Raw genomic sequence first — 14,892 nt, 5'->3', positions numbered from 1 at the left:
AAGCGTATGTCAGGATAGCCAATGCCATACGAAGTTCTACTGATAAGCTGCGTCAATATTGGTCTTCTCCATGTGCATGAATGGGTGTGCGAGACGGCTTTCCCTATTGCATATGTGGGAGTATGTAACGATGCAAAAAAGTTCGATCACGGTTTCTTGGCTGTTGGCACTTTCGCTGGCTCTGGCAGGTTGTGGAGAGGAATCTTCGGGCAGCTCTGGGATAGGGGCAGACGCATCGCCCGCGCCAGGCATAGAAGAGGACGTGCCCCCCAACGCATCAGAACTCCCGAAACCCGTTAGACAAATGATGACCCTAGGTAACCGCCAGTCGGAAGCTCGGTTTGTCGATGTGATGGGCGATGACGGGCGTCAGTGGCAGCCATACGAGCGGGCGCCGGAGTTTACCCACATGGTCGCTTTGGGTAATCAAGCGATCACTATATCTGACGGTACCCGGCTATTTGTCAAAGTTACCTTGCCGGGCTTCAGTAAAGAAGAGCCTGCTCCCGGGCCTTTCCCCGTGGTGCTTACGCAGACTTCCTATAACACCTCTTTAGGACAGTACGTGCCGCAGATAGGCGGTGCCAACGAATTCCTCGTAAAGCGGGGCTATGCCCACGTTGTTGTGGACGTTCGTGGCACTGGCAACTCCGGTGGCAGCTGGGCAGCGTTCGACGAGCGTGAGCAGCAGGATTACCTCGAGGTGCTGAACTGGGTGGTAGAACAGGATTGGGCTCAGGACCGTATCGGCTTGGAAGGCATTTCCTATTTGGGTATCACCTCGGTACTGACGGCGCAGCACAGCCATCCAGCGGTGAAGGCGGCGTTCCCCATCGTACCGATCGGCGATGGCTATCGGGACATTGTTTTTACCGGTGGCAATGTGAACGCTACGTTTATTCCGCTATGGCTCGGCATGGTGACAGGCTTCGGTATTATTCCAGCGGAGATGGCGGCCGTTGATTCTGAAGCTTTTTTGAAAGCTATACCGGAACGCTTGTATGGCGCCTTGGCAGGTTTCCAGGTACCCACGGTTGTTAAGGCTCTGACAGGAGAGTCTGAAACCGCCTACGACAGCGATTTTTGGGCAGTTCGCTCTCCGCTTGAAGGTGCTGATAAAATCAATGTGCCGACTTTTATTGTGGGTGGGCTATTTGATCTGTTTCAGCGCAGTGAGCCGCTCTGGTTTGAACAGTTGAGCGCTCGGGTGGATACCAAACTGTTGATCGGCCCCTGGGACCACATTGGTGCTGCGGGTGTCGGTTTTATGGGCGGTGACGGCGCGGATCAGCACGGTGTACCTGACCTGGACACCTTGCGTCTGCAATGGTTTGACGAGTACGTCATGGGGCTGGACACCGATGTGAAGAGTCAGCCGGATGTTACCCAGTATGTGCTCGGGTTAGACGAATACGACACCACCAGCCATTGGCCGCACCCGGATATGCAGGCAGAACGTTTCTACTTGAGCCCAGCGGAAGGTCTGACACGGATTGGCCAGATGCAGCCTCAGGCTCCTGAAGATGTTGGAACAGCGCTGGTGGCTCAGCACTTGTTGAACGGGCTGTGTTCGTCCAGTCTCAATCAGTGGACGGCAGGGTTGGGCGGCATGCTTCCTCTTCCGTGTGCGCAAGATAATACGTTCTCCGAGATTGCAGCGGCCAAGTATGATTTGCCGGCTGGCGAAGATGGCTTGTATCTGAACGGGCCGATGCAGGCAGACCTTTGGGTCTCAACCACCGCGAAGGACGTGCAGGTTTCCGTGAGATTGGACATTGTGAACCCGGACGGCACCACCACCCCAGTCACGAACGGTTTAATGACAGCTGGTCTGAACTCGGTTGATGAAACACGCTCTCGATTTGTAAACGGGGAAATGATTCAGCCATGGCATACCTTCCGTCTGGAAGATACCCAGCCGTATGAGTCCGGAGAGGTGCGCAAAGTTTCCGTAGAAATTTTCCCTAGCAGTGCGTTTGTGCCGCCTGGGTCAAGCTTGAGAGTGTCGGTGAATACCAGCAATATTGCGCAAGGTCTGCCTCCACTGCTCACCGCACTCCACTCTTTGTTGGGCGTGATGACGTTGCACACCGGGCCAGAGACGCCTTCGAGTGTGGTCTTGCCCGTTGTGCCTTCGGCTAAGCTGGACGCGATGCAGGCGCCGTAACGCCCTCGCGTACCCGAACAACGTCCGCCATCACCGAGAGGGCGATCTCGGCGGGCGTTTTACTTCCTATATTCAGGCCGATCGGCATGTGAATGCGATCGGCTTGGGCTTCCGTTAACCCGCCAATTCTCAACAGGCGCTCCCGGCGCTTTTCTGATGTTCTTTGAGACCCCATAACGCCGATGTAGAAAGCGTCGGTTTTGACCGCCTCGATAAGGGCGGTGTCGTCGATCTTCGGATCGTGGGTGAGCGCAACAATAGCTGTTGCCCGGTGGCAGCCTTCACGGGCAATCCAGACTGATGGGAGTTCTTGGCGCAAGGTAACCCCCGGCACATTGAAATGTCGAACTTCCTCGGGCCGAGGGTCACAGACAATCACTTCAAACCCGAGGCTGTGGGCAAAACTGGCGCACACGGTCGATACCGGCGAAAGCCCGGCAATCACCAGTCGGGAAACGGGGCCCACGCGCAGGCGCACTCGCTGTTCGTTGGGATCTTCTTCAACTTTGCTGCCCAGGCTGTCATCCGGGACGAGTTCAACTTCGCCGGATTCCAAGCACAGGTTGCGAACCAGAGCACCTTCACCCCCCAAGGCTTTTTTGAGTGCGAGAAAGTGTTCGAGAGTGTGTTCATTAGCGGGCCAGTGCTCCACCAGTACATCCAGGACGCCTCCGCAGGGAAGGCTAACTCGGGGATTGTCGGGACCCTCCGAGGCACCGTATCGAACTCGATTCAGACGTCCTTGAAAGTCACCGTCACTCAATCGGGCAAGAAAATCTTCCTCAACGCAGCCGCCAGAAAGCGAGCCGCAATGGGCGCCGTCGGCTTTTGCAATCAGCCAGGAGCCCGGGGCCCTGGGTGAAGAGCCAAAGGTACTCAGCACGGTGCATAACCAGAAGTCCTGACCGGTTTTGCTCCAGCTGATGGCTTGCTCAACAACCTGAATGTCCAGCGGCTGCATTAATGTCTCCCGAAACGTGGTTTAAACCGTGTTGTGATCCGAATTTTGAAGCGGTGCCAACTATAACAGCGCCCAAGCATGAGGTGGCAGCACCCGTTAATCAATGCCTCGCAGTGTGGCGGTAGTCGCTGGGCGATTTTCCCATCACTTTTTTAAACAGGCGGGAAAAATAATAGGCGTCGTCGTAACCCAGTTGCCGGCTGATATCCGCAAAGGTCTGGCTGGTGGTGTCCAGCAGTTCGCACGCGCGCTCTACTTTCAGGTGTAGGAAATGCTGAATGGGCGCGGTGCCGGTCTGCTCGCGATAGCGGGTGGCAAAATGGGCGGGCGACAGGCCTGCGAGTTCGGCCAACTCATTCAGCGTGAGTCGCTCTTCGAGGTGTTCCCGCATGTAATTGTGAATGATCTCCAGCTCAGCCTGCCGGGCCTGCCCGGTTTCGTCGGCATTGATCGGTACCGCCGCCAGTAGCTGGCGCAGGCGGTTGCTGGCGTGTATCAGCCCTTGGGTTCGAAAGCCGGTCTGCCGCACCGACAGCAAACCGTTGAAGTCCACCAGCAAACGGGGTTGCCTCCCTAAATGGCGAATGTAGGTGCCATTGGTGAAACCCATGTGCTGGCGGAAGGCTTCGGCTAAGGGGCCGGAGTAGTGAACCCAGTGAATGGACCATGGATTGTTCGGGTCGGCGGTGTACCGGTGGCTCGCGCCGGCAGGTAACAGCAGCAGATCGCCAGAGCCGACCGTGTGGGGGGTTCCCTCAACGTTCAGGAAGGCTTTTCCATCCGTGCAGTAGATCAAAAGATTGTCGCGGTGATGTTCCCGGTGCATATGGTGGCCGATGGCCTTCCGGTAGTGGCCGAATGCGAGGGGGTACAGCTCCCGAGTCAGGTCATGACTGGCGAGAAGCCGAACAATCGGCTCAGGAATAACGTACCGGACACTGTCCGAGGGAACCGGCCACTGCGAGGTTTGCGTAGATTGTGAGGGAATTGTTTTCCTTGCCATCGAAAAATAATCCATCAAGAGCGAAATTTAGTCAATCACCTATTGCTGAGGTGCGTGCTAGTCTGTGGGTAAATCATCGCCTTGGTGTGGGACTGAAAAGGCCATTCAGGGCGTTCCGGACAACAACAACCACGGGACATCATCATGAAGAAAGTACCTCAGTATATTGCCGGTGAATTCGCGCAGAGCCAGACCGAGAACTGGATCGACGTGACCAACCCCGCTACCAACGAAGTGATTGCGCAAGTGCCTTGTGCCACGGCTGATGAAATGCGTCAGGCCATCGACAACGCCGGTGAGGTGTTCAAAAGCTGGAAAGAAACGCCTATCTCCGAGCGGGCTCGGGTAATGCTTCGTTATCAAGCTCTGCTGAAAGAGCACCACGACGAAATCGCCGAAATCCTGTCTCAGGAAACCGGTAAGACGTTTGACGATGCTAAAGGCGATGTTTGGCGTGGCATTGAAGTGGTTGAGCACGCCGCCAACGTTGCGTCCATGATGATGGGTGAAACGGTTGAAAACGTTGCTCGTGAGGTTGATACCCACTCCTGGATTCAGCCTCTGGGTGTTTGTGCCGGCATCACGCCGTTTAACTTCCCAGCCATGATTCCTCTTTGGATGTTCCCAATGGCCATCGCCTGCGGCAACACGTTCATTCTGAAGCCGTCCGAGCAAGATCCGCTTACACCAATGCGACTGGCGGAATTGTTTGAACAGGCCGGCGCGCCTAAAGGCGTTCTGCAGGTAGTACACGGTGCAAAAGAGCAGGTGGACACGCTGCTGAACGACCCGGCCATCAAGGCCATTTCGTTTGTAGGCTCCGTGCCTGTCGGTCGTTACATCTATGAAACCGGTACTCGCAACATGAAGCGTGTTCAGAGCTTCGCCGGTGCCAAGAACCACATGGTCATCATGCCGGATGCTGACAAACAGCAGGTGATCAATGCGCTGGTTGGTGCTTCTGTGGGCGCTGCAGGCCAACGTTGTATGGCCATCTCAGTCGCGGTGTTCGTGGGTGCGGCTCAAGAGTGGATTCCAGAACTGAAAGAAGCCATGGCTAAGGTTCGCCCGGGTGCCTGGAACGATTCCGGTGCCAGCTATGGCCCGGTTATCAGTGCCAAGGCTAAGGAGCGCGTTGAGTCTCTGATTGCTACCGGTGAAGCCCAAGGTGCGAAGCTGATGCTGGATGGCCGCGGTTGCACCGTTGAAGGCCTTCCGGACGGACATTGGGTTGGGCCAACGTTGTTCAGCGAAGTCACCACTGAGATGGATATCTACAATGAGGAAATCTTTGGCCCGGTACTGTGCTGCATGAATGCAGATTCACTGGGCGATGCGATTGAGCTGATTAACAACAGCCCATACGGCAACGGAACCTCCATCTTCACCAACCATGGTGGCGCAGCACGTCGTTTCCAGCATGAAATCGAGGTAGGTCAGGTGGGTGTGAACATTCCCATCCCGGTACCTATGCCGTTCTTCTCGTTCACCGGTTGGAAAGGCTCTTTCTACGGTGACCAACACGCATACGGTAAGCAGGCGGTTCGTTTCTATACTGAGACCAAAACCGTGACTTCACGCTGGTTTAACAGCGAGGCCACATCGTCAGAAGCCAACTTCTCTATTCAGCTGCGCTAATCGCGCAGCCAGGAGTCGAGTCATGGATTTCAACCTGACGGAAGACCAGCTAGCGTTTCGGGAGGCCGCGAGGGCCTTTGCCGAGAAAACCATGGCCCCGTACGCGGGGCAGTGGGATGTGGACCACACTTTCCCGGTGGAGGTGATGAAACAAGCTGGCGAAATGGGCTTTATGGGGATTTATACCCCGGAAGCCCTCGGTGGCATGGGTCTGTCCCGGATGGACACCTCGGTGATTGTGGAAGAGCTGGCTATGGCTTGCCCTTCCACAGCCGCGTTCATCACCATCCACAACATGGCCACTTGGATGGTCGCCAGCTTTGCCGATGACGAGCTCAAACAAAAGTTTGTGCCGAAGATGGCGAGCGGAGAGTGGCTGGCTTCTTATTGCCTGACTGAGCCGGGTGCCGGTTCGGACGCTGCGAGCCTGCGCACCAAAGCGGTTCGCGACGGTGATAGCTACGTGGTCAACGGCAGCAAAATGTTCATTTCCGGGGCCGGCGCTACGGATGTGTTGGTGCTGATGGCCCGCACAGGTGATGCTGATAGCGGGGCAAAAGGCATTTCCACCTTTGTGATTCCCGCTGATGCGGAGGGAGTCTCCTATGGCAAGAATGAAGAAAAAATGGGCTGGCACAGTCAGCCGACCCGAATGGTCACACTTGAAGACGTTCGCATTCCAGCCAGCAACCGCGTAGGTGAAGAAGGCGACGGTTTTGCCATCGCCATGAAGGGATTGGACGGCGGCCGGCTGAATATTGCGACTTGTTCGCTGGGCGGTGCTCAAGCCGCATTGCTTCGGGCTCGTAATTACCTGCATGAGCGTCAGCAATTCGGTAAGCCGCTGGCCGCGTTTCAGGCATTGCAGTTCAAACTGGCGGATATGGCGACCAACCTCGTCGCGGCGCGCCAAATGGTGCGGTTGGGCGCGTTTAAACTGGACAGTAAAGACCCGGAAGCAACGCTGCACTGTGCCATGGCGAAACGGTTTGCGACCGATGCCTGCTTTGACGTGGCCAATGAAGCACTGCAATTGCATGGCGGATACGGTTATATCCGGGAATACCCCCTTGAACGCTACGTGCGGGATTTGCGAGTGCACCAGATTCTGGAAGGCACCAACGAAATCATGCGCATGATCATTGCTCGCCGGTTGCTGGATGATGGCGTGGCTGAAGCCATTCAGTGACGGGCCAATAGATAACAAAAGGATTCAATCATGAGTGAACTGATCCAACTTGAAAAACGTGACCATATTGCGATTCTGACCATTGCTAACCCACCGGCCAACACCTGGACGGTGGATTCGTTAGCCGCACTGAAAAAGACCGTTGCAGAGCTTAATGAAGACCAGAACATTTTCGCGCTGGTGGTGACAGGGCAGGGCGAGAAATTCTTTTCCGCCGGCGCTGACCTGAAAACCTTCGCAGACGGTGATCGGGCAAGAGCCAATGAAATGGCTCAGCGCTTTGGTGAAGCTTTTGCCGCTTTGACCGGCTTCCGGGGTGTTTCCATTGCAGCTATAAACGGGTACGCCATGGGCGGTGGCCTGGAGTGTGCGTTGTCCTGCGACATCCGGATTGCGGAAGAGCATGCTCAGATGGCGCTGCCTGAAGCCAGCGTTGGCCTGTTGCCATGTGCCGGTGGCACCCAGAACCTGCCTTGGTTGGTCGGTGAAGGTTGGGCCAAGCGGATGATCCTGTGCGGTGAGCGTGTGGATGCTGCAAAAGCGCAGCAAATCGGTTTGGTAGAAGAGGTTGTGCCCTCTGGCCAGTCTCTGGAGAAAGCTCTGGAGCTTGCGGAAGGTGCCTGCAAACAGAGCCCGTCCTCTATTGCTCGGTGCAAGCAGTTGGTGATGAGCGCTCGGGATGGCCGCAGCCACAGCGACGGCTGGCGCATGGAGCGTGAGTTGTTCGTCGAGTTGTTCCACACGGAAGATCAAAAAGAAGGCGTTAACGCGTTTCTCGAGAAACGTAAGCCGGAATGGAAAAACCAATAACCGGAGCCGTTATGAGTGATCAACCAATAGTATTTGAAGAGTGGAACACCAGCGACGGTGCGTGCATTGCGGTGGCCCGGCTGAATACGCCACGAAATTTGAATTCTTTGTCTATGGAGATGATCCGACTGCTCAAACCGCAGTTGGAACGTTGGGCCGAAGACACCAGTGTTCGTGCTGTTTGGCTGGAAGCGGAGGGCGAGAAATCCTTCTGCGCGGGCGGCGACATTGTCTCGCTGTACCGGAGCATGACGGAACCCGGCAAGCTGGGTGAGGGCGAGCGGTTTTTTACCGAAGAGTATGAACTGGATTATCTGATCCATACGTTCCCAAAGCCCATCGTATGTTGGGGTAACGGCATCGTCATGGGTGGCGGTATCGGCCTGATGGTGGGGGCTTCTCACCGGGTGGTGACCGAGAACTCCAAATTGGCCATGCCGGAAGTCAGCATCGGCCTATACCCGGACATTGGTGCCGGTTGGTTCCTGAACCGAATGCCCATGCGAACGGGCCTGTTTCTCGGGCTGACCGGTGCGCGCATGAACGCCGCTGACGCGCTGTTTGTGGATATGGCTGATCGGTTCATTAGTCACGAACTGAAAGCGCAAGTGATCGAAGATCTGAAAGCCGCCACGTGGCAAAACGGCGATAGCCACAACGTGGTCAGTGGTGTGCTCAAACAGTTTGAGCAACAAAGTGCTGAGGCGCTGCCGGAATCTGAGGTTCGCAAGCACTTTGATGAGATTCAGCAAGTGACCGATGCCGGCTCACTGGAACAGGTTGTCGCACAGCTGCAGGAGCTTGGAAGTCGTGATGACTGGTTGGGGAAAACCGTAAAAGGCGTAGCGAAAGCCTCGCCAACGGCACTGGCGCTGACTTGGCGGCACTATCAGCGTAGCAAGCTGGATGGTTTGAAGCAGGTTCTGGATAACGAACTGGTGCTGTCTAAAAACTGTTTGAAGAAGGGTGAGTTTGCCGAAGGCATTCGGGCCTTGTTGATTGATAAAGATATGCAGCCACGCTGGCGCTACGCCTCATTGGCGGAGATGGACAGTCAGTGGATTGATGAATTTTTCAGCCTGAACGCCGGGTAACACCCCCCGGCGGATTGCAACAATAACAAGGAGAAGCACTATGGCGAAGATCACGTTTATCGGCCTGGGCAACATGGGGGCGCCGATGGCCTCCAACCTGGTTAAAGCCGGGCACCAGGTTACTGTATTCGATTTGTCGGCCTCAGCTGTGGAGGCGCTGGTTTCTGAAGGGGCAAGCAGTGCCGAGAGCGGCAGGGCCGCGGCAGAGGGGGCAGAGTATGTGATCACCATGCTACCTGCCGGAAGGCATGTGGAAGCCGTTTATCTGGGTGAAGATGGCCTACTGTCGGCGTTGCCGCCGGGTACTTTGGTCATCGACTCCTCCACCATTGCGCCGGAAACTGCCCGCAGCGTAGCCGAGGCAGCTACTGCTAAAGGTTTGGAGTTTATCGATGCGCCGGTCTCCGGCGGTGTGGGCGGCGCGAAAGTCGGTACCCTGACGTTTATCTGTGGTGGCGAGGCCAGTACCTTCGAGAAGGCCAAACCGATTCTCGAAGATATGGGCAAAAATATCTTCCACGCAGGGCCTTTCGGCGCTGGGCAGGTTGCCAAGATCTGCAACAACATGCTGTTGGCCATCCTGATGGCGGGTACCAGCGAAGCTTTGGCGCTGGGGGCCAAAAATGGCTTGGACCCCGCTGTGCTGTCAGAAGTGATGAAGCAAAGTTCTGGTGGTAACTGGGCGTTAAACGTCTACAACCCATGGCCAGGCGTGATGGAAGGGGTGCCGGCGTCACGAGGCTACGAAGGTGGCTTTCTGGTGAACCTGATGGCCAAGGATTTGGGGCTAGCATTTGATAACGCCGTCACGAATCAGGCTTCCATTCCAATGGGGTCCTTGGCTCGAAACTTGTTCCAGCTGCATGCAGGGCAAGGTAACGGGGAGCTGGACTTCTCAAGCATTCTGAGGCTGTTTCAGCCAGAGTAAGCAGGGAAGGGCGACTTAGGTTCGCCCTTTTCTTTTAGCCTAAAGTTTACCTTTACGTAAAATGTATGTCGTGCTAAATCTGTATGAAGTATGTGCAACCGACGACAACAACAATAGGAGTGGACGATGAGCCTTCCGCAATACAATGATGTCTACAGCAACTTTGATGCGGCCGCACTGGAGTCAGAGGTCCTGGATGGCCGTTTGGACAGTGGCTTGAACGTATGCCACGAGATTTGTGACAAGTGGGCTACAGACCCGCAAAAGGTTGCGCTCTATTACGAGAAAACCGACGGTGGCGATGGTGTGCTCACCTTTGCTGAGCTTAAAGCGGCCTCCGCTCGTTTCGCCAATTATTTACAGTCCCTCGGCATCAGTAAGGGTGACCGGGTGGCAGGCCTTCTGCCCCGTGGGCCAGAGCTATTGATTGTGATCGCCGGTACCTTGCGTTTAGGGGCTGTGTACCAGCCGCTGTTCACCGCCTTTGGTTCTGGAGCCATCGAATATCGACTGGAAAAAGCCGGAACCCGCTTGGTGGTCACCGATCCGGACAATTACCCCAAACTGGCCGATGTGAAAGGCTGCCCGCCGGTGTTGTGTCGAAATGCTGCGGCAACCGGTGACGATGTACCGGATTTCGAACAAGTGCTGGGCGCCCAGCCAGACCAGTTCGAACCTGTGATGATCACCGGCAGTGATCCCTTCTTGCAGATGTTCACGTCTGGAACGGTGGGCAAGGCCAAAGGCGTTGCAGTGCCCGCGAAAGCCTTGTTGGCCTTCTACGTTTACATGAAATACGCCATCGACTTGCGCGAAGACGATGTGTTCTGGAACGTTGCCGACCCAGGCTGGGCTTACGGTCTTTACTATGCCGTGACCGGGCCCTTGTTGATGGGGCACGCCACGCACTTCAATCCGAATGCGTTCACTCCGGAATCCACCTACGACATGATTCGAAAATACCGGATCACCAACCTGGCGGCAGCGCCAACCGCATACCGTTTGCTGAAAGCGAACGATCAGGTCCTGCCGGAAGGGGAGACGCTCGGTTTGCGAGTCTGCAGCAGCGCTGGCGAGCCGCTGAATCCCGAGGTGGTGAATTGGATTGACCGTCGTTTTGGTTGCCCGGTGAAAGACCACTATGGTCAGACTGAAACCGGCATGACCTGCTGTAATTTCCATGCGATGGAGCACCCGATGCGAGAAGGTGCCATGGGTTATGCCTCTCCGGGCCACCGTGTGGTCGCGCTGAACACCAAATACGAAGAAGTGGCTGCGGGCGAGATTGGCCAGCTGGCCGTCGACACCAAATCTTCGCCGTTGTTCCATTTCGACGGTTATACCTGGGGCGAAAAAGATCCGTTCGCCAATGGTTATTACCTGACCGGCGACATGGTGGTTTGCCATGGCGACGGCAGTTTCTCCTTCAGTGGCCGGGATGATGACATCATCACTACGGCGGGCTACCGGGTTGGCCCAGCAGATGTGGAAAGTACTTTGCTGGAACATGCTGCAGTGGCCGAGTCCGGGGTGGTTGCGAAGCCGGATGAAAAGCGCGGCTCCATCATCAAGGCGTACGTGGTGATCAAGGCCGGCCAGGAACCAGTAGAAGAACAAAGCTTGAAAGACGAGCTTCAGGAGCTGGTGCGTCGGCGTCTCTCGACCCATGCTTTCCCACGGGAAATTGAGTTTGTGGACGAGCTGCCGAAAACACCAAGCGGCAAGATCCAGCGCTTCATGTTGCGCAGTCGGGCCCAGGAAGAGGTTTCTGCATGAAAGTCAGCTTCGAGGAACTGAACGCCTTCCTCGAGGACCACTTTCCCCAAGGCGCCGCTTATGGCGCTTTGGCGGATCTTGGGGATGGCTGGGCGGAAATGGTGCTGGATGTGGATGAGGTTCATCTGCGCCCGGGCGGCACGGTTTCCGGGCCTACCATGATGGCGCTGGCCGATGTTGCCATGTACGCAGCTCTACTTGGCCAAATTGGACTGGTGCCTTTGGCAGTAACGACTAATCTTAATATTAACTTCCTGCGAAAACCGGTGGCCCATGTGCCTATTCGGGCTAGAGCATCGTTGCTGAAGGTTGGCCGGACGATGGCGGTTGGCGACGTTTTTATCTATTCAGAGGGAATGAAAGAGCCGGTGGCGCACTCCACCATTACTTATTCAATACCGCCAGACAAAAAGTAATATTTATACTTGACGTTGACGTACACGTAAATCTAACCTGTGGTTAGTTCATAAATACAACAATAAAAAGGTCGAGTGGCTCATGAGTGAACCGTACGTTCTCGAGACCCGCAACCTGATCAAGGAATTCAAGGGCTTCGTTGCCGTCAATGACGTCAATCTGAAGATCCGCCAGGGGGACATCCACGCTCTGATCGGACCCAATGGGGCCGGCAAGACCACGGTGTTCAACCTGCTCACCAAATTCCTGATCCCCACCCGCGGTCAGATTCTTTACAAGGGTGAAGACATTACGTCGTTGAAATCACCCGCCATTGCCAGAAAAGGCATCATCCGCTCCTTCCAGATCTCAGCTGTATTCCCGCACATGACGGCACTGGAGAATATTCGCGTGGCGCTACAAACCGCCGAAGGTACGTCCTTCAGTTTTTGGAAGAGTGGCAATTCTCTGAACAAGCTCAATGAACGCAGCATGGAATTGTTGGAGTCGGTCGGCTTGGCGGAATACGCCAATACCACGACGGTGGAGCTGGCCTACGGCCGGAAGAGGGCTCTGGAGTTGGCGACTACCTTGGCGATGGATCCTGAATTGCTGCTGCTGGATGAACCCACTCAGGGTATGGGCTCTGAAGATGTGGACCGGGTCGTTGAGCTGGTCCGTAAGGCGGCGGAAGGCCGCACCGTGTTGATGGTAGAACACAACCTCAGTGTGGTGAGCAAGTTGTGTGATCGGATCACTGTGCTCGCCCAAGGCGCGGTATTAACCGAAGGCGATTATCAAGCCGTATCTGCCGATCCGCAGGTTCGGGAGGTCTATATGGGCAGCGAAGGCAGTGGCGAGCGAGGCACTGCCGGAGCCGACGGTGACAATCTGGAGGCCGCCCAATGAGCCAGAACTCAGATCGCGATTACGAACAATTGCGCCTTTCAGGGCTGCATGCCTTTTATGGCGAGTCGCACATTCTGCACGGCATCGATATGGTGGTGAACCGGGGCGAACTGGTGACCTTGCTGGGCCGTAACGGCGCAGGCCGAAGCACGACCCTCAAAGCCATCATGAACATGGTGGGCCGACGCACCGGCTCTATCATGATCAACGGTGAAGAAACCATGCAGTGCGCGCCTCATCACATTGCCCGGTTGGGTGTCGGGTATTGCCCTGAGCATCGTGGCATCTTTGCTTCGCTCAGCGTTCAGGAAAATCTGACTCTACCGCCGGTCGTCCGCAGTGGCGGGTTGAGCCTGGAAGAAATCTACACCATGTTCCCAAACCTGTACGAACGCCGATTCAGCCAGGGTACCAAGCTTTCGGGTGGTGAGCAGCAGATGCTGGCGATGGCCCGTATTCTGCGCACGGGTGCCAATATGCTGTTGCTGGACGAAATCACCGAAGGGCTGGCGCCGGTCATCGTAGAAAAGTTGGGGGAGGTATTGATCGCCCTGAAGAATAAAGGCTTGACCATCGTGTTGGTGGAGCAAAACTTCCATTTTGCAGCACCGCTGGCAGACCGGCATTACGTGATGGAACACGGCCAGATTGTGGAAGAAATTCACGCCAACGAACTCGCTGCCAAGCAGTCGGTGCTGGATAGCTATCTGGGAGTCTGAACCCGGAAAGATCGAAAGTAACAAAAGCAACAACAAAACGAACCAACGCAAGACAGTAGCGGAGATATAACAATGACAATGATGAAAAAGCTTCTTGCTTCAGCCGTTGCATCAGCTTTGATGGTGGGCGGCGCCCAGGCAGAGATCTCGAACAACACGGTAAAGATAGGCTATCTGGCTGACATGTCCGGCACATACCGTGATCTGGCTGGCCCGAACGGCTTGATGGCGCTGGAAATGGCGATCAAAGACTTTGGCGGCAAGGTCAACGGCGCCAAGATCGAAGTGGTCAGTGCCGACGACCGAAACAGCCCGGATACTTCATCCAGCACCGTTCGGCGCTGGGTTGAAAACGAAGATGTCGATTTGGTGGCCGGGATGGTTGCGTCATCGGTTTCCATTGCGGTGAGCAAAATCCTGGAAGAGAACGACCGGCTGGGCATCATTTCAGGTTCAGCGGCATCCAGTATTACCAACGAGCACTGTACCCCGAACCATATCCACTACGTTTATGACACCTATCCGTTGGCTAACGGTACCGCCAGTGCTGTGGTCAAAGAAGGCGGCAAAACCTGGTACATGCTAACTGCTGACTACGCATTTGGGCATGCGTTGGAGAGTGACGTTCGGCAAGTGGTTGAAGCCAACGGCGGTGAAGTGGTTGGTACTGTGCGCCATCCATTCCCGACTCAGGATTTCTCATCTTTCATTCTTCAGGCTCAGGCCTCTGGCGCGGATGTGGTGGGCTTGGCCAACGCAGGCTCTGACACCACGAATGCGATCACCACCGCCAGTGAATTCGGGTTGACCCAGTCTGGCCAGACTTTGGCGGCGTTGCTGCTTTTCTTGACGGACGTTCACGCGCTGGGCGCTGAAACGGCGCAAGGTATTCAGCTGACCACGGGCTGGTACTGGGACATGAACGAAGAAACCCGCGAATGGTCTGATCGCTTTATGAAAGAAACCGGTGTACGCCCGACGATGGTGCATGCGGGTATCTATTCCAGCACGATGCATTACCTGAATTCTGTTGCAGCAGCCGGTTCGGATGACGCCCAGACCGTACGCAAGCAGATGATGGATACGCCCATCAACGACATGTTTGCCAAGAACGGCAAAATCCGTGTTGACGGCCGGATGGTGCACGATATGTATCTGGCGGAAGTGAAAACACCGGCAGAGTCCAAGTCTGACTGGGATCTGTACAAAATCCTGCGGACCATTCCGGCCGAAGAAGCTTACCGTCCGCTCTCCCAGAGCAAGTGCAAACTGGTAAAGATGTAAATTAGCCAGCCTTGCCCG

At 55.6% G+C, this 14,892-nt stretch carries 13 protein-coding genes; 11 read left to right on the top strand and 2 right to left on the bottom strand.

Annotated features, from left to right (window positions below):
• Window positions 1–130: 130 nt before the first annotated feature.
• Window positions 131–2,167 (top strand): CocE/NonD family hydrolase, encoded by a 2,037-nt coding sequence (locus ACNQ6O_RS10165; protein WP_418053099.1) that lies wholly within the window; start codon window positions 131–133, stop codon window positions 2,165–2,167.
• On the opposite strand, the gene ACNQ6O_RS10160 is transcribed toward ACNQ6O_RS10165, so the two are convergent.
• Together ACNQ6O_RS10160 and ACNQ6O_RS10155 are read right to left on the bottom strand one after the other, a co-directional pair.
• Window positions 2,139–3,128, bottom strand: a complete 990-nt coding sequence (locus ACNQ6O_RS10160; RefSeq protein WP_418053098.1) for an XdhC family protein — start codon at window positions 3,126–3,128, stop codon at window positions 2,139–2,141. The genes ACNQ6O_RS10165 and ACNQ6O_RS10160 overlap by 29 nt on opposite strands.
• A 100-nt stretch (window positions 3,129–3,228) precedes the next feature.
• On the bottom strand, window positions 3,229–4,131 hold the full coding sequence (locus ACNQ6O_RS10155) for an AraC family transcriptional regulator (RefSeq protein WP_418053097.1): 903 nt from the start codon (window positions 4,129–4,131) through the stop codon (window positions 3,229–3,231).
• Window positions 4,132–4,275: 144 nt separating this feature from the next.
• Between ACNQ6O_RS10155 and ACNQ6O_RS10150 the strand changes: the two genes are divergently transcribed.
• From ACNQ6O_RS10150 to ACNQ6O_RS10105, 10 genes are all read left to right on the top strand, one after another.
• Entirely contained in the window at window positions 4,276–5,769 is a 1,494-nt protein-coding gene (locus tag ACNQ6O_RS10150; protein ID WP_418053096.1) for a CoA-acylating methylmalonate-semialdehyde dehydrogenase, read from the top strand.
• A gap of 22 nt (window positions 5,770–5,791) precedes the next feature.
• Window positions 5,792–6,958, top strand: coding sequence for an acyl-CoA dehydrogenase family protein (locus tag ACNQ6O_RS10145; RefSeq protein WP_418053095.1), 1,167 nt, complete (start codon window positions 5,792–5,794; stop codon window positions 6,956–6,958).
• A gap of 30 nt (window positions 6,959–6,988) precedes the next feature.
• Entirely contained in the window at window positions 6,989–7,768 is a 780-nt protein-coding gene (locus ACNQ6O_RS10140) for an enoyl-CoA hydratase (protein ID WP_418053094.1), read from the top strand.
• Between the two features lie 11 nt (window positions 7,769–7,779).
• On the top strand, window positions 7,780–8,862 hold the full coding sequence (locus ACNQ6O_RS10135; protein WP_418053093.1) for an enoyl-CoA hydratase/isomerase family protein: 1,083 nt from the start codon (window positions 7,780–7,782) through the stop codon (window positions 8,860–8,862).
• 40 nt (window positions 8,863–8,902) lie between these two features.
• Window positions 8,903–9,790 (top strand): 3-hydroxyisobutyrate dehydrogenase, encoded by an 888-nt coding sequence (gene mmsB / locus ACNQ6O_RS10130; RefSeq protein ID WP_418053092.1) that lies wholly within the window; start codon window positions 8,903–8,905, stop codon window positions 9,788–9,790.
• A gap of 126 nt (window positions 9,791–9,916) precedes the next feature.
• Window positions 9,917–11,566, top strand: a complete 1,650-nt coding sequence (locus ACNQ6O_RS10125) for an AMP-binding protein (RefSeq protein ID WP_418053091.1) — start codon at window positions 9,917–9,919, stop codon at window positions 11,564–11,566.
• Window positions 11,563–11,982, top strand: a complete 420-nt coding sequence (locus ACNQ6O_RS10120; RefSeq protein ID WP_418053090.1) for a PaaI family thioesterase — start codon at window positions 11,563–11,565, stop codon at window positions 11,980–11,982. The genes ACNQ6O_RS10125 and ACNQ6O_RS10120 overlap by 4 nt, the downstream gene beginning before the upstream one ends.
• 82 nt (window positions 11,983–12,064) lie before the next feature.
• A complete protein-coding gene (locus ACNQ6O_RS10115) occupies window positions 12,065–12,871 on the top strand; it encodes an ABC transporter ATP-binding protein (protein ID WP_418053089.1) in 807 nt (268 codons plus the stop codon).
• Window positions 12,868–13,590, top strand: a complete 723-nt coding sequence (locus tag ACNQ6O_RS10110) for an ABC transporter ATP-binding protein (protein WP_418053088.1) — start codon at window positions 12,868–12,870, stop codon at window positions 13,588–13,590. Before ACNQ6O_RS10115 ends, ACNQ6O_RS10110 begins: the two co-directional genes overlap by 4 nt.
• 72 nt (window positions 13,591–13,662) lie before the next feature.
• On the top strand, window positions 13,663–14,874 hold the full coding sequence (locus ACNQ6O_RS10105; protein ID WP_418053087.1) for an ABC transporter substrate-binding protein: 1,212 nt from the start codon (window positions 13,663–13,665) through the stop codon (window positions 14,872–14,874).
• Window positions 14,875–14,892: the final 18 nt, after the last annotated feature.

The organism is Marinobacter sp. SBS5 (assembly GCF_048285575.1).
In the GTDB taxonomy this organism is placed as follows: domain Bacteria; phylum Pseudomonadota; class Gammaproteobacteria; order Pseudomonadales; family Oleiphilaceae; genus Marinobacter.
The sequence above is the reverse complement of the archived record's forward strand: the minus strand, read 5'-3'. Positions and strand labels throughout refer to the sequence as shown.

Bases quoted from the DNA above. Each gene is read 5' to 3' on its own strand.
- ACNQ6O_RS10165 (WP_418053099.1), top strand. From the start codon at position 131: ATGCAAAAAAGTTCGATCACGGTTTCTTGGCTGTTGGCACTTTCGCTG.
- ACNQ6O_RS10160 (WP_418053098.1), bottom strand. From the start codon at position 3,128: ATGCAGCCGCTGGACATTCAGGTTGTTGAGCAAGCCATCAGCTGGAGC.
- ACNQ6O_RS10155 (WP_418053097.1), bottom strand. From the start codon at position 4,131: ATGGCAAGGAAAACAATTCCCTCACAATCTACGCAAACCTCGCAGTGG.
- ACNQ6O_RS10150 (WP_418053096.1), top strand. From the start codon at position 4,276: ATGAAGAAAGTACCTCAGTATATTGCCGGTGAATTCGCGCAGAGCCAG.
- ACNQ6O_RS10145 (WP_418053095.1), top strand. From the start codon at position 5,792: ATGGATTTCAACCTGACGGAAGACCAGCTAGCGTTTCGGGAGGCCGCG.
- ACNQ6O_RS10140 (WP_418053094.1), top strand. From the start codon at position 6,989: ATGAGTGAACTGATCCAACTTGAAAAACGTGACCATATTGCGATTCTG.
- ACNQ6O_RS10135 (WP_418053093.1), top strand. From the start codon at position 7,780: ATGAGTGATCAACCAATAGTATTTGAAGAGTGGAACACCAGCGACGGT.
- mmsB (WP_418053092.1), top strand. From the start codon at position 8,903: ATGGCGAAGATCACGTTTATCGGCCTGGGCAACATGGGGGCGCCGATG.
- ACNQ6O_RS10125 (WP_418053091.1), top strand. From the start codon at position 9,917: ATGAGCCTTCCGCAATACAATGATGTCTACAGCAACTTTGATGCGGCC.
- ACNQ6O_RS10120 (WP_418053090.1), top strand. From the start codon at position 11,563: ATGAAAGTCAGCTTCGAGGAACTGAACGCCTTCCTCGAGGACCACTTT.
- ACNQ6O_RS10115 (WP_418053089.1), top strand. From the start codon at position 12,065: ATGAGTGAACCGTACGTTCTCGAGACCCGCAACCTGATCAAGGAATTC.
- ACNQ6O_RS10110 (WP_418053088.1), top strand. From the start codon at position 12,868: ATGAGCCAGAACTCAGATCGCGATTACGAACAATTGCGCCTTTCAGGG.
- ACNQ6O_RS10105 (WP_418053087.1), top strand. From the start codon at position 13,663: ATGACAATGATGAAAAAGCTTCTTGCTTCAGCCGTTGCATCAGCTTTG.